General features: G+C 45.9%; 22 protein-coding genes, 4 tRNA genes and 4 pseudogenes. 14 read left to right on the forward strand and 16 right to left on the reverse strand.

Annotated elements, in window-relative coordinates; translation table 11 throughout:
* Positions 1–147 precede the first annotated feature (147 nt).
* Together KT99_RS04440 and KT99_RS04445 are read left to right on the forward strand one after the other, a co-directional pair.
* Complete coding sequence (locus KT99_RS04440) at positions 148–990, forward strand: HDOD domain-containing protein (protein WP_005497451.1); 843 nt, start codon at positions 148–150, stop codon at positions 988–990.
* A gap of 91 nt (positions 991–1,081) precedes the next feature.
* A complete protein-coding gene (locus KT99_RS04445; RefSeq protein ID WP_005497453.1) occupies positions 1,082–2,587 on the forward strand; it encodes a putative bifunctional diguanylate cyclase/phosphodiesterase in 1,506 nt (501 codons plus the stop codon).
* A 44-nt stretch (positions 2,588–2,631) separates the two neighbouring features.
* Here the strand turns inward: KT99_RS04445 and KT99_RS04450 are convergent, their stop codons facing one another.
* Together KT99_RS04450 and KT99_RS04455 are read right to left on the reverse strand one after the other, a co-directional pair.
* On the reverse strand, positions 2,632–3,102 hold the full coding sequence (locus KT99_RS04450; protein WP_005497455.1) for a thioesterase family protein: 471 nt from the start codon (positions 3,100–3,102) through the stop codon (positions 2,632–2,634).
* Between the two features lie 68 nt (positions 3,103–3,170).
* Complete coding sequence (locus KT99_RS04455; protein ID WP_005497456.1) at positions 3,171–3,950, reverse strand: substrate-binding periplasmic protein; 780 nt, start codon at positions 3,948–3,950, stop codon at positions 3,171–3,173.
* A gap of 282 nt (positions 3,951–4,232) precedes the next feature.
* Here KT99_RS04455 and KT99_RS04460 point away from each other — a divergent pair, with 282 nt between their 5' ends.
* Complete coding sequence (locus KT99_RS04460; RefSeq protein WP_005497458.1) at positions 4,233–5,525, forward strand: DEAD/DEAH box helicase; 1,293 nt, start codon at positions 4,233–4,235, stop codon at positions 5,523–5,525.
* Between the two features lie 73 nt (positions 5,526–5,598).
* Here KT99_RS04460 and KT99_RS04465 read toward each other — a convergent pair whose 3' ends face one another.
* Both KT99_RS04465 and KT99_RS04470 read right to left on the reverse strand, forming a co-directional pair.
* Positions 5,599–5,793 (reverse strand): hypothetical protein, encoded by a 195-nt coding sequence (locus tag KT99_RS04465; protein WP_040571604.1) that lies wholly within the window; start codon positions 5,791–5,793, stop codon positions 5,599–5,601.
* 377 nt (positions 5,794–6,170) lie between these two features.
* A complete protein-coding gene (locus KT99_RS04470; RefSeq protein ID WP_100067611.1) occupies positions 6,171–6,911 on the reverse strand; it encodes a phosphatase PAP2 family protein in 741 nt (246 codons plus the stop codon).
* Between the two features lie 332 nt (positions 6,912–7,243).
* On the opposite strand from KT99_RS04470, the gene KT99_RS04475 reads away from it, so the two are divergent.
* The 3 genes from KT99_RS04475 (at position 7,244) to KT99_RS04485 (ending at position 11,813) form a co-directional block, all read left to right on the forward strand.
* Positions 7,244–8,455, forward strand: coding sequence for an NnrS family protein (locus KT99_RS04475; RefSeq protein ID WP_005497463.1), 1,212 nt, complete (start codon positions 7,244–7,246; stop codon positions 8,453–8,455).
* A gap of 201 nt (positions 8,456–8,656) precedes the next feature.
* Positions 8,657–9,982: an ammonia-forming cytochrome c nitrite reductase subunit c552 gene (locus KT99_RS04480; RefSeq protein ID WP_005497464.1), complete on the forward strand. Its 1,326-nt coding sequence runs from the start codon at positions 8,657–8,659 to the stop codon at positions 9,980–9,982.
* A gap of 538 nt (positions 9,983–10,520) precedes the next feature.
* The gene (locus KT99_RS04485) at positions 10,521–11,813 is read left to right on the forward strand and encodes a coproporphyrinogen III oxidase family protein (protein ID WP_005497469.1); all 1,293 of its coding nucleotides are present in this window, start codon (positions 10,521–10,523) and stop codon (positions 11,811–11,813) included.
* A gap of 120 nt (positions 11,814–11,933) precedes the next feature.
* On the opposite strand, the pseudogene KT99_RS20450 reads toward KT99_RS04485, so the two are convergent.
* The 3 genes and pseudogenes from KT99_RS20450 to KT99_RS04500 form a co-directional block, all read right to left on the reverse strand.
* A pseudogene (locus KT99_RS20450) lies at positions 11,934–12,185 on the reverse strand (glycerophosphodiester phosphodiesterase family protein); the annotation flags it as partial.
* Positions 12,186–12,547: 362 nt separating this feature from the next.
* Positions 12,548–12,760, reverse strand: coding sequence for a hypothetical protein (locus tag KT99_RS04495; RefSeq protein WP_005497473.1), 213 nt, complete (start codon positions 12,758–12,760; stop codon positions 12,548–12,550).
* A 46-nt stretch (positions 12,761–12,806) separates the two neighbouring features.
* On the reverse strand, positions 12,807–14,093 hold the full coding sequence (locus KT99_RS04500) for an O-acetylhomoserine aminocarboxypropyltransferase/cysteine synthase family protein (RefSeq protein ID WP_005497475.1): 1,287 nt from the start codon (positions 14,091–14,093) through the stop codon (positions 12,807–12,809).
* Between the two features lie 289 nt (positions 14,094–14,382).
* Here KT99_RS04500 and KT99_RS04505 point away from each other — a divergent pair, with 289 nt between their 5' ends.
* The gene (locus tag KT99_RS04505) at positions 14,383–14,895 is read left to right on the forward strand and encodes a hypothetical protein (RefSeq protein ID WP_005497477.1); all 513 of its coding nucleotides are present in this window, start codon (positions 14,383–14,385) and stop codon (positions 14,893–14,895) included.
* Positions 14,896–14,901: 6 nt separating this feature from the next.
* Here the strand turns inward: KT99_RS04505 and KT99_RS04510 are convergent, their stop codons facing one another.
* The 4 genes from KT99_RS04510 to KT99_RS22630 all read right to left on the reverse strand — a co-directional run bounded on the left by KT99_RS04510 (position 14,902) and on the right by KT99_RS22630 (position 16,958).
* On the reverse strand, positions 14,902–15,843 hold the full coding sequence (locus tag KT99_RS04510; protein WP_083804805.1) for a HAMP domain-containing sensor histidine kinase: 942 nt from the start codon (positions 15,841–15,843) through the stop codon (positions 14,902–14,904).
* Positions 15,735–16,310, reverse strand: a complete 576-nt coding sequence (locus tag KT99_RS20045; RefSeq protein WP_005497481.1) for a hypothetical protein — start codon at positions 16,308–16,310, stop codon at positions 15,735–15,737. The genes KT99_RS04510 and KT99_RS20045 overlap by 109 nt, the downstream gene beginning before the upstream one ends.
* Positions 16,303–16,494 (reverse strand): winged helix-turn-helix domain-containing protein, encoded by a 192-nt coding sequence (locus KT99_RS22625; protein WP_100067613.1) that lies wholly within the window; start codon positions 16,492–16,494, stop codon positions 16,303–16,305. Before KT99_RS22625 ends, KT99_RS20045 begins: the two co-directional genes overlap by 8 nt.
* A 131-nt stretch (positions 16,495–16,625) precedes the next feature.
* Complete coding sequence (locus KT99_RS22630) at positions 16,626–16,958, reverse strand: response regulator (protein ID WP_005497485.1); 333 nt, start codon at positions 16,956–16,958, stop codon at positions 16,626–16,628.
* A 189-nt stretch (positions 16,959–17,147) separates the two neighbouring features.
* Here KT99_RS22630 and KT99_RS22635 point away from each other — a divergent pair, with 189 nt between their 5' ends.
* The 5 genes and pseudogenes from KT99_RS22635 to KT99_RS23485 form a co-directional block, all read left to right on the forward strand.
* Entirely contained in the window at positions 17,148–17,495 is a 348-nt protein-coding gene (locus KT99_RS22635) for a hypothetical protein (protein WP_005497487.1), read from the forward strand.
* Entirely contained in the window at positions 17,492–18,421 is a 930-nt protein-coding gene (locus KT99_RS04525) for a hypothetical protein (protein ID WP_005497488.1), read from the forward strand. Before KT99_RS22635 ends, KT99_RS04525 begins: the two co-directional genes overlap by 4 nt.
* A 186-nt stretch (positions 18,422–18,607) precedes the next feature.
* A pseudogene (locus KT99_RS22210) lies at positions 18,608–18,787 on the forward strand (hypothetical protein); the annotation flags it as partial.
* Positions 18,782–19,232, forward strand: a pseudogene (locus tag KT99_RS04530) (N-acetylglucosamine-6-phosphate deacetylase); the annotation flags it as partial. The pseudogenes KT99_RS22210 and KT99_RS04530, both read left to right, overlap by 6 nt.
* Before the next feature lie 153 nt (positions 19,233–19,385).
* Positions 19,386–19,509 (forward strand): annotated as a pseudogene (locus KT99_RS23485) (transmembrane glucosamine N-acetyltransferase NagX); the annotation flags it as partial.
* Between the two features lie 258 nt (positions 19,510–19,767).
* Here KT99_RS23485 and KT99_RS04535 read toward each other — a convergent pair.
* The 4 genes from KT99_RS04535 to KT99_RS04550 form a co-directional block, all read right to left on the reverse strand.
* Positions 19,768–19,843: transfer RNA gene (locus KT99_RS04535), tRNA-Thr, on the reverse strand.
* 36 nt (positions 19,844–19,879) lie between these two features.
* Positions 19,880–19,955, reverse strand: a tRNA-Phe gene (locus KT99_RS04540).
* Positions 19,956–21,102: 1,147 nt separating this feature from the next.
* Positions 21,103–21,178: transfer RNA gene (locus KT99_RS04545), tRNA-Thr, on the reverse strand.
* Between the two features lie 86 nt (positions 21,179–21,264).
* Positions 21,265–21,340: transfer RNA gene (locus tag KT99_RS04550), tRNA-Phe, on the reverse strand.
* 446 nt (positions 21,341–21,786) lie between these two features.
* Here KT99_RS04550 and KT99_RS04555 point away from each other — a divergent pair.
* Both KT99_RS04555 and KT99_RS04560 read left to right on the forward strand, forming a co-directional pair.
* Positions 21,787–22,335 (forward strand): cytochrome b, encoded by a 549-nt coding sequence (locus KT99_RS04555; protein WP_005497493.1) that lies wholly within the window; start codon positions 21,787–21,789, stop codon positions 22,333–22,335.
* Between the two features lie 25 nt (positions 22,336–22,360).
* Complete coding sequence (locus tag KT99_RS04560) at positions 22,361–22,951, forward strand: YceI family protein (RefSeq protein WP_005497496.1); 591 nt, start codon at positions 22,361–22,363, stop codon at positions 22,949–22,951.
* Positions 22,952–23,011: 60 nt separating this feature from the next.
* Here KT99_RS04560 and KT99_RS04565 read toward each other — a convergent pair whose 3' ends face one another.
* Positions 23,012–23,290 (reverse strand): oxidative damage protection protein, encoded by a 279-nt coding sequence (locus tag KT99_RS04565; RefSeq protein ID WP_005497497.1) that lies wholly within the window; start codon positions 23,288–23,290, stop codon positions 23,012–23,014.
* Positions 23,291–23,292 lie beyond the last annotated feature (2 nt).

A 23,292-nucleotide genomic window follows, 5' to 3' on the forward strand; every position in this document is an offset into this window, starting at 1 on the left:
CTCCATAATAATCTTAAAGTTAGCTAGAATCTAAACAGGATGTTAGCTGTATGGATACTTTTTACGCCTCGAATTAACGTTACCACTGATATACTAGGCAAACTCATTGAGTTAAATTTTTTTGCTAAATAGATAATGGGAGCACGAATGTCTACTGAACATGAACTACTGGTCAGGCTGTTAAAGAAATTAAAGGCTGACTCCCTAGTTTTGCCGACGCTACCTGAGGTGGCCATGCGAGTTCAGGAGGTGGTATCGAGACCCGATTCAAGCCCGAAACAGGTTGCCGAAATTATTGGCCAAGATGTTGCTATCTCTGCAAGAATGATCAAAGTGGCTAACAGTGTCCTGTATAGCCGAGGGGTGAAAGCCGAAAACATCAATAGCGCCGTCACTCGTATAGGTTTGACTCAGATTAAGGCCATAGCGACGTCGGTTGCCATGGAGCAGCTGTTTATCTCGACTAACGAGATGGTGTGGGAGGTGATGGATGAGGTATGGTGTTCCTCTATCGAGGTGACCTCAGCAGCTTGCGCCATGTTACAGATCTACACTAAGTCTCATAAAGGTTGTGGGCTTAACTTCGACACTTTGACGCTGGCGGGATTGGTGCATAATATCGGCGCTCTGCCTGTATTAACGGAAGCAGAGGCTCAGCCTGAACTCTTTACCAGTATCCATCAGCTTAGGGCGCTGGTGCGAAAGATGCAGGGGCCCATAGGCCGCGCCGTGTTGAAAAGCTGGGATTTTGCTCCAGAAGTGATGGAAGTTGTCGAGCGGTGGTCAGACCTTTCTTATCTGCCTGACAATGTCTCTTATATGGATTTTGTTCGAGCCGCAGCCTTCTATACTGGAGAGCTCAGGTCAGGAGTCAATCTTGGAGAGAGGTTGGACGTATTTGTGCAGCGTGGTTTACCTGTGTCGCCAGATGAGTTAGCCAGCGATGAATTCCTCGATAAGTATCATTCGATTAAGTTAAGCTATCAGTAGCCCGCTAATATGACTCATGAGCGAGTGTCGAGTCATTGATTATTAGCGCATGTGACCAAATAAAAATTGTCTAAGGAGTGGAATTACTCGCGTGGAAAGCGGCTGGCACTATTGGGTTTTATGGTTGATTTTTATCGCTGGTATCATCATTTGGTACCGGCATAAAAAGCATGAAACTGTTTTTCTTCAACATCTGCTAAGCCTGCTTCAGCAAGGAAGAGACAAGCTTGGAATCAAGCCACTGGTTGTTTCTCAAGGGCTTGTTATTTCATCTGATAAAATCCCCAAGAAATATGTCCAGCTTTATCATGAGCTGCAAAGGTTCATCTTCGAGCTACCCGGTCCAAGCGATAAAGATAAGTTGACCGGGTTGCCTAATCGTCTGGGGGTGAAATCACGGTTAAGTGGATTGAGTACCATTCAGCAAGGTAGTTTAGTCTTAATCGATATCTATCGATTTAGGTTTGTTAACGATCTGTTTGGATTCTCCGTTGGAGATGAATTACTCAGGCAAGTGTCGAAACGACTCATAGATCTAACCTCTCAGGCTGCGTATGTGGCGAGAATGAATGAAGATGAGTTCCTGCTTTACTTTGAGGCGCAACAGAGTGAAAGCATCTTGCTAGCACTGCAAGAGCAACTTCAAGCCCCCTATGAGATAGAGGGGAGTACTATTTCGGTACTAATTCAGATGGGGCTTGTCGATCTCAGTCTGCATCATACCCATGTCAGCGCCCTATTGAGGCGTCTCGATCTCGCGCTAATTAAAGCTAAATTACGTAAACCTTTCTTCGCCTGTTATGTTAAAGGAGATGATTTGAGTCAGCAGCGTGAACTGAGCATCATCCATGACCTTCCTAAGGCACTCCAACAAGGTCAGCTTTACATGGTTTATCAGCCCAAGTTAGATGTGATATCGGCAACATACACCCAAGTCGAAGCCTTAATGAGGTGGAAACACAGTGAATTAGGTGATATATCTCCCGCTGAATTTATCCCCTTGGCTGAATATGCCGGCATGATTGAGCTGCTCAGCCAGTGGGCGCTAGAGCAAGTGCTCTCTCAACAGGCCAAGTGGCAAGCCATGGATGTTCGTCTGCAGGTAGCGGTGAATCTTTCGACCCAAGATATTATCAGCACCACTCTGTGTGATGATATTCAGACTAAGCTGGGCCGTTATGGTGTATCTGCCGATTCACTCTCTATCGAGATCACCGAGAGTCAGCTTATGGATAATATGGAGCTGGCGATAGCCACCATTGAGAAGTTAAAGGAGATAGGTGTAAGTGTCGCCATAGATGATTTTGGTACTGGTCACTCCTCATTGGCTTACCTTAAAAACTTTCCTGTCGATGAAGTAAAAATTGATAAGGCCTTTCTCGATGATCTCTTGACCGACAAACGTGCCGCACACATCATGAGATCTAGCATAGATCTAGCAAAAGGCCTGGGCTTTATCACCACAGTTGAAGGGGTTGAAACCCAAGCGGTGAATCTGGCTCTGATTGAGATGGGGGTCGATAAAATTCAGGGCGATCTATTTGCTAAACCCATGACAGCTAAAGAGATCGAAGCGGATCAGATTCGGACTGTCTAATATATTTCGATATTAGACAGTGATTTATTCAGCGTTATTTGGGCTCACAGAGATGACACACTTTGGTGACTCTCGGCAAATGACTGGCTTAGATGTGCCAACAAGTCTGCCGACATAGGTGTCAGCTGCCTCGCTTTATTCATGCACACCATTTCTATGTTGGCGGTGACAGCTGGCTTTTTCGCATTGGGTCGCCAAATTTCCTGATGCCAGACCGTTCTGTATTTACTCTCGAAGTAGAAACGAGTCCTGATGTCTATAATGTCGGCGAACTCAACGCCGTCATGACACAGCATATCACTGCGATAGACAGCAAAACCTAAGCCTTGCTCATCCCAGAGTCGAGCTAATGTTTTAGCTCCGATGACGTGCTCTCTCGCTCGCTCAAAATATTTAAGAAAATTAGGGTGGTAAACCACGCCTGAAAAATCTGTATCTTCGTAATAGATTTGAACCGGGAAATGAAATGTAGAACTGTAATTCAGTTCTTTACCACTTTGAACTGTCTTATGCATAATCGTTGTTTGAGCCAATACTTCTGAGAATTAGCGCTAGTCTAGCACAGAGATTTAAATACTTACCTCTAATTAGTCGATTCGATAGAGGTCATTATTTTTTGATGACTGCCATCTTGCTGGAGTGAAATTAGGCCGGTATCCAGTAGTTTTGCCAGAGTTTCAGCCTGTGGATTGTGCTTAGAAAAAGCCAGATAGACTTGGCCAGTATGATTGGTGAAGGTCTGCTCTATAGCAGCGGCGACTCCCATGCGTTGAATATAGTGGTCGGCGACTAAATCATACATGATAGCAAGATCAATTCTGTCCAGTAGCAGCAAGTTGATCAGCTGGTTATGGTTGGCAAGCTTAAATATGTGAACATTTGGCAGCAAGTTAAGTTCATCACCATATTCATAGCCTTGGATAATTCCCACCTTAGTATTGGGTGGCAACTGCCATTTATCCACGGCTTGGACTGGCATTTTTGTATTCTGATAGAAAGAGGCCGTTGCAGAAAAGAGAGGCTGTTCACCGAAGACAAAATGATTTTCGGTGCTCTTTTCTTTAATCAGATTGAAGACACCATCGACGAGCCCTTTCGTGGCCATGACAACCGCTCGAGAGTAGGGCACTACTATGCTCTTGACTTCAATGCCAACCCGAGCAAAAGCCGAATTGATGATGGAATGAGAGAGACCTGTGCCGGCGGCATTGGCAAATGGCGCCCAGTTATCCTCCGCCGCAAGCTTGATGACTTGACGGGACTCTTGCTTAGCGTCATCTCCATGAGCATAGCTACATAGGCTGAGTAAGGTTGAGCTAGCAAATAAAATCGCCTTCAAAAAGGCTAAGTGTGATCCTAGCATGAGTCCGTTTACCCTGAATATCCATATAAGGTTGCACTGCATCTTAATCTATTTTTGATTAAAGTTGATTTTTATCTATCAGTTTTTTTATTTTGTTCCATTAGCCTAAATTATTAAATATGTGGGAGAAATAACATACTTCAAGTTTATGTTTGTCTTCGATTTTGAGCAGAAATATATCCTGGCTATCGCAGCGATGGCACATGAACAGGTATCGTCGTAGCCAGTGAAGTCGGTTTTTGATAGACTCCGCGCTCATTTATTATCCCACATGAGTTTTCCATGAAATTTGCCGCCCTCGACTTGAATCCCTTATTGATCGATGCCATCGATGAATGTGGTTATCAGCAACTCACACAGGTTCAGTCAGAAGTCATACCGGTTGCTTTATCGGGCGCAGATCTTATGGCATGCGCCGAAACGGGAACGGGCAAGACGGCCTCATTTGCCCTACCTTTATTAGAACGCTTACTCAAGGAAGAGCAGGAGTATCCTTGTCTTCGCGGCCTTATTCTGACGCCTACCCGAGAGTTGGCCATTCAAGTGGCTGCGAATATCACTCGCTATGGCCAGTTTACCTCCCTTAAGACATTGGCTGTCTATGGTGGGGCGAACATGAATCCTCAGCGTAAGGCATTGAATGCCGGGGTCGATATTTTAGTGGCTACCCCGGGTCGATTGTTCGATTTTGTCGGTCAGCATGGACTCAATTTGTCTGACGTTACCAGCCTGATTATAGATGAAGCGGATAGAATGTTGGACATGGGTTTCGTTCGTGATATCGAGAGAGTCAAGTCTCTGGTTGCATCACAACATGTAACGCATTTTTTCTCGGCGACCTATAGTGACCAAGTGAAGCTATTAGCCGAGAAGATGCTGATCTCTCCCCAATGGATTAATGTCGCTCAGACTCGCTCCGCTGCCAGCGTCGAGCAGGAGGTCTACCTGGTCGATAAACGCCGTAAAGCCGAGCTACTCTCCGAATTAATCGGGCGTAACAACTGGCAGCAGGTATTAGTCTTTGCCACAACCAAGGAGAGCGCCGAGCATCTTAACAGTGAGCTGAGCTTAGACGGCATCAAGTGTGGCGTGTTTCATGGTGATAGGACGCAAGGGGCGAGAAACCGTACCCTGGAAGAGTTTAAGGCGGGTAAACTCAGGGTCATGGTGGCTACAGATGTGGCGGCGAGGGGGATAGATATCCAAGCCTTGCCTCTGGTGATCAACCTAGAGCTACCTTATGGAGCCGAGGATTATATTCACCGTATAGGTCGTACCGGCCGCGCAGGCTTAACCGGGCGAGCTATCTCCTTTGTCTGTCCATCCGATGAGGAGATGCTCGATGAGATTGAGAGTCTGATTGAGCTTAAGCTGCCGCGCATCGTTCTACCTGGGTACGAGCTTGGCGCGCCTCTGCCGGCTCGATATCGGGAGACTCAAGACGTGACGACAACTAAAAAGAAATTTGACAGACGTAAAGGCAAACCTGCCAATAAACATAAGGGCAAACCGTCGAGCCGAGCCGATGGTGCTAAGTCGAGCTATGCTAGCCGTCGAACGGATAAGAAGCGCTAACTAGCATACCAATCGGTATCTCCAGCAGATAAACATGAAAAACAGCCCTGGGCTGTTTTTTATGTTTATGGTATTAGTGAGTGAAGAAGTCTTCAATGCCCGTGACACCGAAGTACTGTATCGAACGTTTAACCACTATTTTTTTAGCGATCAGCTGGCCGTCCTTGAAAATTTTCACCACCTTCTTGCCGCCTTTATCATCGGCGCTGTATTCGTGAGCCTCGTTTAGTCTCAAGTCATCGAACTGGCTCTTCATTATCAAATGCATAATTACTCCAGTGTGAATGTAACATTCTGCTATCGAGCCAATATTGCGCCCGGATATTGAGTCACCTTTCGATATTAGTCCTATTTACCGTTGAGTGCATTAGAGACTTGCGTTCATTTATATTGGTTATTTAGATCTGAGATTGAATATCCCACATGTAAATAATGCGTCTTTTGCTTTCTATCAAGGCGGTGACAGCAATGTCGAAGAGAGCTACGGATTAAAGCTACCTAGTTATATCGCGCTTCAATCCACAGCCGGTGTCGTTCTTCAGGCTAATTGGAAACATAGCGATTCAGATGACATGTTCAATGTCAGTGCTTATTGGTTACGCATCTCTGATAGCTTCTCGGCTAATTTTGCAACTTTTCTTGTTGCTAAGCCAACTGTGGTTGTTCTCTGGTCTGGTGCGCTTCGAGTCGAGGCCGAACAAATAATAAGTAATAAACTAAGCTTGCTACAAACCAAGCTATGGCCAGGCTCCAGATCCCATGGGAGAAGAAGTGTGCGCCTCTCAATTGCTGAGTCAGGCTAAATAGTCCACCTAAGCAGAGGCCAAAGGCTAAACCCAGCTTACGATATTGAGGTTTTTTCTGGAGGAAGAAATAGTACAAGGCTACCCAGGCATAACCGCCGCTGGAGTGTCCCCCGGGGAAACATTGGCCCAATTGTGCTCCCTCGGGTAAGGCGTTGAAGATGGGTACGTATGGCACGCTGCCACCAAATAGCATTACATCCCAGGGACAGCTGACATGAGTGAAGTCCTTGATAAATTTCACCAATAAAATACTGCTCAGTACACTGATAAACAAGCAGATCAGGCTGCGCCTGTATTTACACCAGGTTGAGCGTCTAAAGCTGGTGCCTATGATACAAAGCAGTAACACGCCTAATAGAATAATAAAATTTCGCCCCCCCTCGTGCAGCACATTCTCGGTCAACCAGTGAGCTCTTAATGGCCAGTAATCGACTCCGCCCTGAATATTGAAGATGAACTTAGCTATGGATAGATCGAATTGAAAGTATTCGAACAGGCCAGCGATTAATAGAAATGTCATCAAGGGATAAGTAAAGTGGCTACTGATAGAGAAATGTCTGGGGTTAGTCGTTGAAGTCATTTTATGCTCATCTGATTAAATTTTTGCGACTCTTGCTATTATTTATCAATCCAAGTTCGATAAATCCCGTTACGTTTTGAGCTTGTCTCTGGATGAGTCTATTGAGCTTTGAGTAGAAAAAATGTCGATATAGTTGCGGTAAGCTAATGTCAGCGAGGTGTGTACTAGGTTTAGCTGCAGAGATTTAGGCCATTCAAGGGCGCATGTCACAGATTTAACAATCAAGGGTTACATTCCGGGCTATATTGATTGTTATGTGCATAACTCAGGCATAAAATAGGCCTCAACATAAAGATGTAATTAATATACACGTTTAGTTCGGAGTGACCTTAATGCTTAATATTGATGATCCAGCCGTGACAGAAAAGACGCCGGCCATTTGGCGATTGGCTTTCAGACCTTTCTTTCTAGGGGGGGCTACCTTAGCTGCCTTGTATATCCCACTCTGGTTAGTCACCTGGTTTATGCCGCAATACAGCCTGTTTCAGTCTGAATTTTGGAGCAAGGTAGTGCCACTCTGGTGGCATCCCCATGAGATGCTGTTCGGCTTCGCCATGGCGATTGTCGCTGGCTTCTTGCTGACCGCGGTGAAGAGCTGGACCAATCAACCCGGCTTGACTGGTATAGCCTTAGCGGTAACTTTCTTCTGCTGGCTCACCGCCAGAGTCTTGCTTTTACTGCCTTTCGATATTCCGCTATTAGTGCCCGCTCTGTTTGATTCACTCTTCTTAGGGTTAACCGCATTCAAACTCTGGACTAGCATCTATAAAGTTAAGCAATGGCATAATATTGGCTTTCCTATCATGTTGTTCCTGGCCTTATGCATTAACCTGCTGAGTTACTACGCCTTGAATGAGAGAGACTTTACGCTTTCAAACCATATCTGGCAGGCGATGATCTGGTGGATGGCGCTGCTCATCACTATCGTCGGTGGCCGAGTCATTCCTTTCTTTACCGCTATGCGAATTAAACAGGAGAAGCGTGAGCCTATTCCCCTGTTAGAGAACGCCTTAATCTTGGTGATGTTACTGCTGGTGACTCAAGCCATAGGCCAGTTTTTACCTAAGGCTGTAGAGCAGTGGTTATTAGTGGCGGCTGGAGTACTGCATCTCATTAGATGGGCTCGCTGGAATCCTCACAAAACACTGAAAGAGCCCATGCTCTGGTCGCTGCATATAGGTTATCTGTTATTGCCCGTTACCTTGCTAGCGCTCGCCTGGAACATCGACAACCTGTTAGCCTATCGCAATCTGCTGCACCTTATTGCTATAGGCACCTTGGCAGGTATCTGTTTGTCGATGATCTCGAGGGTTTCTCTGGGTCATACCGGTCGTAACATCTATGCTGGGCCTAAGATGTCGATAGCCTTTGCCAGTATCACTCTCGCGGCCATATTTAGAGCACTGATGCCGACCCTAATGCCGGATCATTATCAGACTTGGCTGTGGATCTCCGCTGGTCTCTGGTTTATCGCCTTCGGTCTGTTTGTCTGGCATTATACCCCGGTGTTATTTCGTCCCCGTGTCGATGGAAAACCGGGTTAACATGCTAGTTTAAATACATTTATTTAATCCTACCTATTTAGGTATAAATTATAGCGCGGGTTATCATTTCTAACCCGCGCTCGAATCTTCTTTTCTCTCTTTCATTTAAACTAGTTTCAGTAGATAAACTTTAGGTAATTCAATCTTATGATAAGACGAATTTCTCGCACTGTATTAAGCGTGACTCTCTTGACGAGCGTGATGTTCTCCGGTCAATCTCTGGCCGATGCTGAAATAGATTCGCTGCAGGCCGCGGATAAGGCGCAGTTTCCTGCTCAGTTTGATAGCTGGGCTGCTACCGAGGAACAGGTTGAGCGCGAAGATATGCTCGCCAATTATCCGGCCAACATCATCTTGTGGGCAGGGTCTTCATTTGCTAAGGAGTACCACAGCCCAAGAGGTCATCAATTTGCCGTAGCCGATGTGACTCATACCTTGAGAACCGGTGTGATACCAGAAGCGGGCACCAAAGGCCTGTCGGCCAGTTGCTGGACTTGTAAGACGCCCGATGCACCACGTTTAATGAATGAGCTTGGTGTGCAGGGTTTTTCGGGGAAAAACTTCACCGACCTCGGCAGTGAGATTAAGAGTGTGGTCTACTGCACCGATTGCCATGTAAAAGGCTCTGATAAACTGGCGTTGCCTAGGCCTCACGCGCAAGATGCCATGACTAAAATTCATCTGCCATTCGATAAACAAGACATTAGCATGCAAGGCGCTCAGGTGTGTGGTCAATGTCATGTGAGCTATTACTTTCAGCCAGAGAATAGTAACAAGGTCAACATTCCCTGGATATTTGGTAACGACGCCGACAAGATTGAGAAGTACTACGATACCCGTCGCTTCTATGAGTGGATCCATCCTATCTCTAAGACCCCAATCCTCAAGGCCCGCCACCCAGAATTTGAACATTGGAGTCGCAGTAAGCATGCTAAGCGTGGCGTCACCTGTATCACCTGTCATATGCCGGCAGCGATCGATAAAAATGGCAAGGAATATACTAACCACAAGGTGGGTAATGCACTAGCGCAATTCGATAAAGCCTGTAGTCGCTGCCACTCTAGTCAAAGTAAGATTGAGAAGGCGTTAGACAGAGACAAGCAAGCCATCGATAAGGCGGCTCGACATGTAGAGAACTTGCTGGTAAAGGCGCACTATGAAGCCAAGGCCGCCTGGGTAGCCGGAGCGAGTTGGCCAATCATGAACGACGCCATTATGGCCATTCGTCATGCTCAATGGCGCTGGGATTTTGCCATGGCATCCCACGGTCTCTATGCTCACAATCCACAAGAGGGCAAGGCACTGCTGGCCAAGGCTACTGAGCAGGCAAATGACGCCCGTGAGCAGCTGAAAGAGATATTGAGTATGTTGGAGGTTAAGGATGTTTACTATCCTGATATCAGCACCAAGGAGAAGGCCCATCAAGCCATTGGAATCTCTGTCGAGGACCTGACCAAAGAGAAGCAGGCATTTCTTAAAGAAGAAGTCGAAAAGTACTGGTCGCCGATAACTGCCAGAGGTTACTAGCAGACTCGTTATCTATATACCCAAACTACTTCAAAATGCAGGATTCAGCATGTCGAGAAGTGACAGAGTTCAAGGCATGAAATAGTAGTACTAGTTATTCTAATTCAATATTTCATAACGCAGGAAAATGTTGCTTCTCGCCTTGCCCTGCGGGAGCTCCCGTAGAACACCTGCACTGCGTTAGTGCTATCGACAAGGGAATAACCATTCTCTCAATCACTGCCTTGTTCAGCTATCCTACGGGGGCTCTGAAACGAGCACCTTGAGGTAGCTTGGGTATAGGCCGTTCTTTAGCAATGAACGGCCTTCTTATTGCTCTCGATAAGTCACTAGATAAGTGATTTTAACAAGATAGCAGAATGTGAGCCCCCTCGGCAAAACGAATAAATATCAATAGATAATCATCAATCTCCCGTCGATACGACAGTTTCTCCGCCTCAATTTGATTACCCTGAATTTGTCTTATCTCTCTTAATACCATTTGGCGCTCATCAAGATCAATATGAGGCAAACGGTATAGCTTCAAAGGTATTCATAAATGACGCATTTTCTCTCGAGGACTCGCCTGTATCTGGCCACTGATAGCCTGGATTGGATGATGAATCGCAGTATTAAGCAATCCCTCTCATTGCAAGATGCCGTGCCCGTATCCGCCGGAATTGACTGTGTTCCGGATGAACCCATAGAAACCCTGTATATTCATATTCCTTTCTGTCACACCCTGTGTCGCTTCTGCTCATTTCATAAGGTTAAGTTTCAAGAGTCTCTGGCCAGAGAGTATTTTCAGGCATTGAGACAGGAGATTCGTCAGGTCATAGCTAAAGGCTACCGATTTAACCGCGTGTATATCGGCGGCGGTACCACCACCATCCTCGAAGATGAGTTGATAAAGACCATAGAGCTTATCAAGAGCCTGACGACAATCCGTGAAGTCTCCTGTGAGAGCGATCCTATCTATTTCAAAGAGGGACACCCTGAGTTACTCAAGGGGTTAGTGGACCGAATGTCAATCGGGGTGCAAAGCTTCGACGATGCCATACTCAAGATCACGGGCAGGTTCGAGAAGTTTGGCTCCGGCTTGCAACAGGCCGAGTATGTCAGTCGCGCCATCGAGTTGTTTCCCACGGTGAATGTGGACATGATGTATGGCTTTAAGATGCAGAACGCCGACACGGTGCACGCAGACTTGTTGCAGACCATGGCGCTCAATCCAGATCAAATTACCACTTATCCTCTGACGATTGGCATAGGTAAGAACCGTAAGAAGGCCGGCTGTTTGGCGGGACCCGCCCATGAATTGTGGCCGCAGTTTCTGGCGGTGAAACAGGCATTGGCTGACCGCTATGTGATGGAGTTTCCCTGGACCTTCAGTCGTAGCTTTGGCCAGCCGGTGCAAAACAAGTATGTGCTCGATGGCGAGGACTGCTTCGGCGTCGGCTCTGGGGCCTTTGGGCGTTTCGGCGAGCAGTTTAGCATCTCAAGCTTCGATATCGCCGATTACATCCGGCTTATCGACCAGGTCCAATCTGGTACCTGTTATATCAAACCTTTGGAGAGCAAGGCATTGATACAGCATCATCTGATGATCATGATGGGGCACGGACATCTGGATAATCAGGTGTTTAAGGGTCATACCGGGCGGTCTTTGTGGCAGGCTCTGCCGTTGGAGATGAGCTTTCTGCTGGCGTCTGGGGCCATTGTAAAACGGGGTGATAATTACCGCACCACTGAGCAGGGACAATTTATTGCCTTGAAGATGTTTGTCGGCTTTCTCACCGGTATGGATTATCTCAGGGAGCAGGCGAGGGAGCTGCCACTGACCAGCGTTTAAATACTTGTCAGTATAAAGCTTGTCAGGATTAAACCAGTGGGAACCTAGGACGTAGCAGTGGGATTAAGCCTGATGGGGATTAGGGAGTGGGCACAGAAATAACCTGTGCCCCATTTGGTATTATTTACCAGTGCGGTTGGCGTAGTAAGTGACGGTCGATGGCCAATCGGAGAACACCCCCATCACGCCGACATCTTTAGCCTATACATCCAGTAGTTCGAACACATCGCCTTCATTGTCTATGGCATCAGAGATACTTTGGTAGTACCAGCCACCACCGTCGATCAGTAGGCCGGAGCGTTCCAGTGATCAGGTGATTATCTTCAGTCCGGCATCGTTGGCGGCATTGGCATACTCAGAAGGAATTAGCTCACCGTCTTGTATCTGACGCACCAGAAACAGAGGTCTTGGGCCAACTTGGACGGCAATCTTCTCTTGGGAGTCGTTATTATCATCCTTGTCGTTATCACTACAGGCCGTCAGTAACAGGCTTGTGGCGAGCGTCAGTAGCAGTGCACAGTGCTTAAGGTTCGGTACATCCATTATTTTTAGACAGGGCGATCCATGGGGAAGGGACTAGAGGTGCCGCTTCCTACAATTTTCCGCCAGTTTAGGAGGACCGTATGAAGTTATGACTAATGATTTATGACGTTATATCTATGTATTAGATAAGAGGGCCTGTGGTATCTATTTGAGAGGGGATTATTCATAGGGCTCGGGGAGATCTTTGAGTATTAGGGTGACAGCGGGTCGAGATGACGCCGCTGGGCGTTTATTTTTACGTTAGAGGGGCAATTCTCGGCAGACCCAGACCTTACTTGTTCGATTGCTTCATCGCCTATGATGAGGCAATCGAGGCCCTTGTGCTTGAAATGTTGCCTTAATTTATAGCCTACCGAATCTTGGCTCTTATCTATGTTATCGGCATCGAAACCGAACTTGTTCATAGACCCGATAAAGCATCTCGACGAAGGACATCAGCTCAGATTGGCTTTAAGCTTGCTCGAGTGCCTGCGACACATCGCTGATGATGTCATCTATGTGCTCGATTCCCACAGATATGCGGATCAGGTCTTCCGATACTCCGGCTTTGGCGAGCTCGTCGGCATCGAGCTGTCTGTGGGTTGTCGATGCCGGGTGACAGGCGAGGGACTTGGCATCGCCTATATTGACTAAGCGTAAAATCATCTGTAGAGCATCGATAAAATGGCCGCCCGCCTCCTTGCCATCACAGTTCTGGCTGGGTTTTATGCCGAAGCTGATGATCCCCGATGCCTTGCCGCCGGTGATCTTGTGGCAGATATCTCGAAATGGGCTGTTTGGCAGCGCGGCGTAGTTGACCCAACTGACTTTGGTGTGTTGCTGCAGATATTCGGCTAATGTTAGTGCGTTGCTACAGTGGCGCTCCATTCTCAACGCCAGAGTTTCTAAACCTTGTAGTAATAGGAAGGCGCTTTGTGGTGCCAATGCGGCACCGGTATTTCTCAGTGGCACCACGCGGCAACGGCCGATAAAGGCGGCCGGGCCGAAGGCGTCTGTGTAGACCACCCCATGATAAGACGGGTCCGGCTCGTTGAGCAGAGCAAAACGCTCAGGCTCTGCCGCCCAATCGAACTTACCGGAATCTATGATAACGCCGCCTATGGTGGTGCCGTGACCGCCAATATACTTGGTCAGGGAATGGATCACGATATCGGCGCCAAACTCAAACGGCTTACACAGGACTGGCGTGGCCACGGTATTATCGACGATCAGAGGTACGCCATGCTTATGGGCTATTTCGGCTAAACGTGTCAGGTCGACTATGTTGCCTGCTGGGTTACCGATAGACTCACAAAAAAGCGCTTTAGTCTTGTTATCTATGTGGGCTTCTAAGCCTGTGTAGTCATCAGCCGCCGCCATTCGTACATCGACACCCTGGCGAGGAAGTGTGTGAGCAAATAAGTTATAGGTGCCGCCATAGAGTTGACTGGTGCTGACGATATTGTCACCCACTTGGGTCAGGGCTTGAATGGCGTAGGTTATCGCCGCCATGCCCGATGCTACCGCGAGTGCACCGACACCGCCTTCAATCGCCGCTAATCTTTGTTCCAATACATCCGTTGTCGGATTCATGATGCGGGTGTAGATGTTGCCTGCGACCTTTAGATCGAACAAATCGGCACCGTGTTGGGTGTCGTCGAAGGTGTAGGAAGTGGTCTGATAGATAGGGACTGCTGCGGCCTTGGTAGTGGCCTCTGATTTATATCCGTGGTGCAGCGCCAGTGACTCTAGTTTCATCTTTTCTTCCTAATTCCTTTTGAATGAAATACGAACATAACAAGTGGACGTCTAGAAGTCTAAATGTTTTTGGGTTTTTATGTAAAGACACCGGCAAGGCTCTGGTATCGGCTCGGCTAAAAATGCGTGTGGAGATCCGTTCTAATATTTAATTTTCCTAGACAATGTGACTCATTATTGCTCCTGCTTACATACGCTTACTGTATATCGGCCTCAGAATTGAGAGGCTAGTTTTGGAGTAAATCGTAAGCTAAATCTAAATAGCCACTTTTTAAAGAAAGGGATCTGTATGAATGTCACTGGAATAACCGCTCAGGGCGCCGCGATTGGCGCAGATCTATCAAATGTATCGGTCAAGGCGAGCGCGAGCAGTGTAGGAAGTGCAAGCAATAGCCAGCCAATAAATAGTCAGAAAACAGAAGGGAAGAGCAAGGATCCCGAGGCTGCTGCTGTTACCTCTTCGGCGGCTAATAAGGACTCGGCGAGTGACGTCGTGTCGATATCTAAGGAGGGGCAAGCCGCATTGTCAAAGGAGCTGGGAAGTAAACTGCACGGTCAAATGGCTAAAGGTAAGGACAGTGCCGGTTCGGCGGCGGGCAGTGCTAAGTCCCCGAACGGGCAACAGCTGGAACGTTTGCAGAAAAAATTGAAAGTGATCAAGGAGCTGTTGAAGGAGTCTGTTAGAGACAGGAGTGATTCAGGTAAAGATAAAAGCAAGGAACTTCAGCTACAAGTGGCCCAATTGACAATTCAACTTGCCGATTTGGTTAAGAAATCGAGCACTCAGGCGAAAACAGCATAAATGGAGTTAGCTATTGCTTTTGAGCGAATAACCACTTGGTATACGACAGCTGAAACTGGCACCGCCATCAGGGGGTCGGCTCACGCTTAACTCTCCGGACATGCGTTTCGTCGCAGCCTTGGCGATAGCTAGGCCCAGGCCTAAACCGCCGGTTTGTTGATTTTGGCTCTTGTCTAAGCGGGAGAAGGGGATAAAGATGGTGTCGAAATCTTCTTTCGCTATACCCGGGCCATCATCTGCCACTGTGATGATGAGCTGTGTGTCGGCTTGATTCACTTCCTTAATTTCAACACAGATGATGACGGTGGACTTGGCATATCTGATGGCATTCTTAACTAAGTTATCGAACATTAATCTGAGATAGGCAGGGTCGCACTCCAGCTCTTGTTGATGACAATAGAGGATAACGTTCTTGGTCTTATCTTGATTCAACTGGATTATACGCTCGTCTAAATATGCTTCGAGTTTAATGACTTGCTTGCTTATGGACTTGTCTTCACCGATTGCGGCATTGAGTTTAGAGAAAGTCAGCACTTGTTTGGTGAGCTCATCGATATCATCTATATAGGTATCTATGTTATCGAGCAAGGCAACTTGTTGGGGCTCAGTACTGCTCTTTCGTAATAGCCCTGTGGCTAGCTGTATGCGGCTCAGAGGAGTACGCATCTCATGGGGTACGGCCTGGGCAAATATCTGATTCTCTTTCACGGTTTCGGTAATTGATTCGGCCATCTGATTAAAGCTAGTCGCCAAGGCTTTCACTGGCTCAGATAACTTGGGGGAGGCGCGCACCATAAGCTCGCCGCGACCAAATTTATCATTGGTGTCGATAAGCTGGTTTATCTGCTTCTGTAACTGGCGGACAGGAAAATAGAGGGGGCACTTATCGCCAATATGGCTACAAAAAGCAGTATCAAGGGGAGTATGTCTTCCGGATGTTGTTGCCATAAGATGGCTAAGTTTTGCAGCTTGATGTCATCGTCGACCTCAGTGTGTGCATCATCAAAAAAGTGATATCGGTCGCTGATGAGCATCGCACCTTTAGCATTAGCCAGGGGGTAAACGGCTAACAGATTTTCATCCTCGCGTTCATAGATCAGGCTGTTCTCTAGGGTATATAAGTACTCACAGGCTTCACATTGTGGCGAGCCATCCCATATCGCCTGCCATTGGATATCGAATACTAGCAGTTTTTTTGGCAGGGATTGAATGTAAGCTTCAGACTCCACACCACTGTGTTTCAAAGAGGTGGAGATCTCATTGAAGATGTAACTGGTGTCGGCATGAAAATCCACCATGGCACTCTTATTAATCGATTCTTCACTGACATAAATAGTCATCATTATGCTGCCGAACAAGGCGAGTATGATCCCCAGATAGAGGCGGGCGAATAGTGGAGGAATAAATTTAGCCATTGACTAACATATACCCCTTGTTACGCACGGTTAAAATAAGCTTATAAGGTGAGCAGATATCGCCAAGTTTCTTCCTTAAGCCTGAAATTCGCATATCCACAGATCTGTCATTAGCGTCATAATCTATGCCGCGCAGGGAGCGTGATACTACCTGGGTTTGAGGCCAACAGGAGTAAAATGTCATATTCAGCTTCGGTAAGTTGGGGATTTAATTCTCCAAGGCTGATCGTTTTGTTCGCAGTATCTAGCTTTAGCTGGCCAACCTCTATCACTACCGTACTCGGGGATTGACTGCCTGCCTGTCTGAGGAGGGCGTCAATGCGCGCTACCATGTATGGGTTTTGTCAGATAATCATCGGCCCCCAGCTTTAACAGGCTGACTTCACTCATATCGTCGGCGCAGGCGGTTAGCACCAGTATGGGACTAAAATAGAAACAGCGGGATTGCTTGCAGATCTCGATACCATCTAAGCCGGGTAACATGAGATCGAGTATGATCAGATCAGGCTGATAGCGCTTAATGGTATCTATCGCAAGCAGGCCATCATTAACAATTTTAGTTTCATAATTTTCCGCCTCCAGATACATGGCGGTCAATCGTGAGATCTCTAAATCATCTTCTATGATGAGTATGCGCGCTTTTACCACAGGAACTCCTAATGCCAATTTTGGTGTTGAGATGAGCAGCTAGAAGCGCTTATTTTTACAGACTCTCACCGTTAATGATAGTGCGCTTACACCCGCTTACATGGGTCGTGCCTTAGCTTACAGCCGCTTACTTTTTATTCCTCCTGCCCATGATAATTTTGTTCACACAGATAATTTCGGGGACATATTATGAATAAAGTATTATTGGCAAGCCTGCTGGTCACAAGTTTAGTGACAGTGGTGGCGTGTGACTCAGATGCTTCAAGCACTAAATCAGTACCAGAGACGACAGGAGCTGGTACTGATACGACGGGCACAGGCAGTAAACTGTCGGCTGCAACCTTAGCCTTGGATATCACCGGTGTGCCGGACTCTCTGTCGGCGACATACAGCTCTGTGCTTAAATTTAACCGTTACACCCAAGTACAAGCCCCTAATGGCAAGTCGATACACCTTATCGCCCAGGATAAATTGTCCGATAATCAAATTGTCAGAGCACGTTCTATCTTGACTCACTATCTTGACTCACTATCTTGACTCACTATCTCACCGACTATCCTGGTTCTGAATATGGCAGCGATAAGTCGGCTGTGGCGAATAAAATGGCGGATAACGGCGCTATCTTATTACTGCTCAATGGCCAGGATGACGGCACTAATCCGGCGACAAACTTAGGTGGTCAGCCGCTTTATCAGAATGAAATCCAGGTCGAGGGAGGCAACTGGTATATCAATCAAACCTATGATGGCCACCGTGATGCCAGTTTCGAAGAGATACTGCACCTGGTTTATGACTACGGCATTGGCGTCGATCAAAACCCTGAGTTTATGGGTGCGTTAGCCGATTATCAGGCCGAAATTAGCAGCGCTCAGATAGTCGCGCTTAATGACAAACTATGGGGCATAGGATCGCCTGATTGGATTGCCGAACTGACACTAGAAAATAGTCTGACTCAGGAGTATTTAGCCACAGTTATTGACTCATATTATGGCCTCTGGGGAGCTTGGTCTGGCAGTGATACCCATGGCATGTGGGGCGGCTATGTGGCGAAAATCAGAGCTGAAATCAGCAGTGAAGATCCCTTGGGCGCTAAGCTGATGGATAATAAGTTCTTTCACCCTTATCTGACCTATGATGCCCGCATAGATGCTAGCTTTGAGGGAGATTTTAGCCTGAAATTTAATGCGAATTTAGGCTACACCCATCATGCCCAGTATCTTAAAGATGTCACTTTAACGGGTGATAACAACAGCAATGTTATAGTCAATGGCTTCGATAACCGCATCACGGGTAATGCGGCAACCAATATCGTGTTCTTTAGCGGTAGCTCAGCACAGTACACTATAGAAAAACAGTCGGATGGTTCGACTCTTATCTCAGATATGGTTGATAACCGAGACGGAGTATGCCGGGTCATTCATATAGAACAGGCTGCTTTTAGCGATACTAATATCGACTTGTAAGCATAAACAACTTAGATTCCAAGGATAACCGAATGGCGTTTTAATGGCCCAGAAGGATTAGAAAGTCTAGTTCCCAGAGGGGATTATCGCGCCAACAACAGCGAGGCGTTACTAGTACCTTGACTCATTCATTTACTGATAAGTAAGGTCAGTATTTAGCGTTTATTTACCGGTATAGAAAACTTAATGGTGTACCGCCTGCACGCACTGATATGCAGAAATATTTTGAGGTCACTCGATGGTGGCGGCAGTAAATGCAGGGCAACAATTTACTCTAGCGAAGATGGTGTAATTGGGACTGGTGTAGCTGGGCGTGCAAATCCACTTCACGGTTTATCACCGACATTTGAATCCATTCAGATGTCCCCCTTCGGTTCTCGTGAGCCGGGTATGGTCGGCGCGGCAATCGAGAGCCGATGCCGTGTGGGCTCATCGTCGATGGCCACCATGTGCATGCTGCCGCGGCTAGAGTGGCTATTTACGCTAAGCCAAGAGTAAGGTGATGTTAGTCACAGATGCTATGCCACCTTTAGGTCTCGATGAGGCAGCAAGTTTCGAACTCTTTGGCACTCAGGTTATACGCCAAGGTGATAGGTTGAATATCGTGACGGGTGAGCTTGCCGGCTGTGTATTAGACATGGCGGGTGCGATTAGAAACACGGTCAAGATATTAGGTTTGCCTTTGGATGAAGCGATTCGTATGGGCTATTTATACCCAGCTGAGTATTTAGGTTTAGCCAAAAGCCAGGGACAAATAAGTGTAGACAGCCGAGCAGACCGAGTATTGCTAAACGATGAGCTGAAACACTGATAGGCGACACGTCTGTCTTTAAGGCCTAGCATTACCCATTAACATAAAGCCCTAGTCATCAGTCTGGGGCTTTATGTTATCTAGAGTTTGTCTATAAAAGCAGAATAAAAATATAAATAATAAACGATAAAGTATAGGGGGGTTGTAATGGAAGTGAGTCTTGCTAAGGCACCTAAACGCTTAGATAAGCTACCGATTGCCCAGAGAATGCCACTCTAATAAGCATTCAGTGAAACGACTCTTCTTGTTACTCTTCTTTGGTGTGCTCTATAACCATCCCTGCTGTCGCCATCTATTTGGCATCTAGCTTAGTTAATTGGAAATATACGGCCCAGAGTCTGTTCGGCGGTGTGGTTAACTCCTTCCCGGTTTCTGCTCAAGCCCTCATTGGTGTCATTGCTCTGCTGCTGGTATATTGCTTAGATTTAGCGAGTAAGTCAGTTGCTCTACCAACTAAGCTATGCCGGCTTGTTCATTAACTAATATATTTTAGACATAAAAAAGCCCCGAACAATGTCGAGGCTTTTCTATTATATGGTGCCGGCACCAAGAGTCGAACTCGGGACCTACTGATTACAAGTCAGTTGCTCTACCAACTGAGCTATGCCGGCTTATTCTTTAACAGTCATGGACTATTAACTAAATGTTGGTGCCCGAACCCGGAATCGAACCAGGGACACGAGGATTTTCAATCCTCTGCTCTACCGACTGAGCTATTCGGGCAACTAAACAGAGTGTTAGTCATCTACTGCAAATGAGTTTTAAACCAAGGTTTAAATAAGGCGTTTTTAGTCCCGTCTCGTTTGGAGTGCGCGTATAATATAGCGATGTTATTAGCTGTGCAAGCAGTTTCTTGTTAAACGAGTTTAAGCTGTCAAAAACTGAACAATCAATCTTGTTGAGATCTGTGTTCGAGCCTTAATTACTGCATATAACCAAGGGGACTCTTTGTTAACAAAAGCTAACGGAAGGAGCTATAGCTATTAGAATGGGTCAGTCAGTTGCTCTACCAACTAAGCTATGCCGGCTTGTTCATTAACTAATATATTTTAGACATAAAAAAAGCCCCGAACAATGTCGAGGCTTTTTTATTGTATGGTGCCGGCACCAAGAGTCGAAGCTCCGGTGGAAGTAACCTACTGATTCATTCTAGCTAATAGGGCTCAAATTACAGATACAAAAAAGCCACTAATTAAAGTGGCTTGGTTGTTCTTCTTAAGGAAGATGGTGCCGGCACCAAGAGTCGAAGCTCCGGTGGAAGTAACCTACTGATTCATTTTAGCTAATAGGGCTCAAATTACAGATACAAAAAAGCCACTAATTAAAGTGGCTTGGTTGTTCTTCTTAAGAAAGATGGTGCCGGCACCAAGAGTCGAAGCTCCGGTGGAAGTAACCTACTGATTCATTTTAGCTAATAGGGCTCAAATTACAGATACAAAAAAGCCACTAATTAAAGTGGCTTGGTTGTTCTTCTTAAGAAAGATGGTGCCGGCACCAAGAGTCGAAGCTCCGGTGGAAGTAACCTACTGATTCATTTTAGCTAATAGGGCTCAAATTACAGATACAAAAAAGCCACTAATTAAAGTGGCTTGGTTGTTCTTCTTAAGAAAGATGGTGCCGGCACCAAGAGTCGAAGCTCCGGTGGAAGTAACCTACTGATTCATTTTAGCTAATAGGGCTCAAATTACAGATACAAAAAAGCCACTAATTAAAGTGGCTTGGTTGTTCTTCTTAAGAAAGATGGTGCCGGCACCAAGAGTCGAAGCTCCGGTGGAAGTAACCTACTGATTCATTTTAGCTAATAGGGCTCAAATTACAGATACAAAAAAGCCACTAATTAAAGTGGCTTGGTTGTTCTTCTTAAGAAAGATGGTGCCGGCACCAAGAGTCGAACTCGGGACCTACTGATTACAAGTCAGTTGCTCTACCAACTGAGCTATGCCGGCGTATTTTCTCATCAATAGATAAACTCGGGAGCAATCTATTTGATTACCAGTCACAACTCTAATAACAAGCTATGCCAGCTAAATGTTGGTGCCCGAACCCGGAATCGAACCAGGGACACGAGGATTTTCAATCCTCTGCTCTACCGACTGAGCTATTCGGGCAACTAAACTGAGTGTTAGTCATCTACTGCAAATGAGTTTTAAACATGCGTCTAAATCAGCTTGTTATACCTGATTCGTTTGAAGTGGGCGTATCTTATAGCGCAGCCTTCCTACCTGCAAGTGCTATTTTGTTATAAACCCACCATTCGGTTAGTTAGTGTGCAAACTAGGTCTTTATTTCTCCACACTGTAGTTTTTACTTAATTCTCTAAAGCCTTGTAGAACACGCTCTCACCCCTTAAAATAAAATGTATTTACAAATGATTATCATTATTGATTGATTTCTATAAGGTTTAAATGACTTAATAAAGAGCAAAATAGATATAAGGTTCTAAAAAATAGGATCATAGTGCCTATTTTTAGATGTTTTAGTTTTAAAAATAGAACGTATTATGTGAGTCATAAGCTAATCAGTAGTTAATCAGCAGTTGATCATAAGGTCTGTCATGTTTCGTAATACAGAAAAATCCTATGGGATCATAGCGATATTGGTTCATTGGATATCGGCAATAGCTGTCATAGGCCTGTTTTCTGCCGGAGTATGGATGGTTCAATTAACCTATTACAGTAGCTGGTATAAGACAGCGCCCGATTTACATAAAAGTGTCGGCATAGTCTTGTTTGTCCTAACTATGGTAAGAATTGTGTGGAAGTTTGCTAATCCTAAGCCAGCACCATTAACCGAACATAAAAATTGGGAAGTTAAAGCCGGGCATCTAGCCCATGGAACTCTCTATTTGTTAATGCTTTTGATCATGTGTAGTGGATATCTGATCTCTACAGCTGACGGAAGAGGGATCGCCGTTTTCAATCTGTTTGAAGTGCCTGGAATCGGCGAGTTGTTCGATAGTCAGGCCGATATTGCCGGTTTATTTCATCAGTTTGCCGCATACAGTTTGATCGGACTCGTCGTCATACATATGTTAGGTGCATTTAAACACCACTTTTTTGATAAAGATTCAACTCTGGTAAGAATGATCACAGTTTTAAAATAGAAACAGATAAAAGGAAGATAGATTGATGAAAAAGACGATATTATCAAGAGCGCTTTTAACAACCGCATTGGCAGGCTATTTACTCTTGAGTGGCGCTGTATCGGCCACCGATTACGTCATCGACACTAAGGGAGCACATGCTTCAATAGAATTTAAGGTGAGTCACCTTGGTTATAGCTTCGTGGTGGGGCGTTTCAATGAATTTGAAGGTGATTTTAGTTTTGATGGCAATAAGCTAGCTGATGGTCATGTGAATGTGACGATCAAGACTGCCAGTCTTGATTCTAATCATGCTGAGCGAGATAAGCATCTGCGTAGCCCTGATTTCTTAAATACCGCCAAGTTTCCGGAGGCAAGCTTTAAGTCGAGTTCTATTGTCGATAAAGGAGATGGGAACTTCTTGCTGAACGGTGACTTTACTCTTAATGGCGTGACTAAGCCTATGACGATAAAAGCAAAGACGATTGGTGAAGGGCAAGACCCTTGGGGCGGCTATCGTGCCGGTTTTACTGGTACCACTGAGTTTGCTTTGAAAGATTACAATATAAAGATGGACTTGGGTCCAGCATCATCCTATGTTCAGCTAGCAATGGTTGTAGAAGGTATCAGGCAGTAAATGCTCTGTTATAATCAGTAAACAAAAAGTGCCTTACGGCGCTTTTTGTTTACTCGGTGTCTACTCGTCGTTTTTCTCAGGTACGTAACCTTCAATCTCTACGTCTTTACCTTCAAATAAGAAGTTGATCATCTGCTCTTCAAGAAACTTACGGTTGTCAACATTCATCATGTTCAATTTTTTTTCATTGATCAGCATGGTTTGTTTTGATTGCCATAGTGTCCAAGCTTCTTTGCTGACATTATCGAAAATACGCTTACCAAGATCACCTGGGTATAGCTGAAATCCAAGGCCTTCCGATTCTTTTTTCAGATAGACGCAGTTAACGGTGCGAGCCATGA

It is taken from the genome of Shewanella benthica KT99 (genome assembly GCF_000172075.1).
Lineage (GTDB): Bacteria > Pseudomonadota > Gammaproteobacteria > Enterobacterales > Shewanellaceae > Shewanella > Shewanella benthica_A.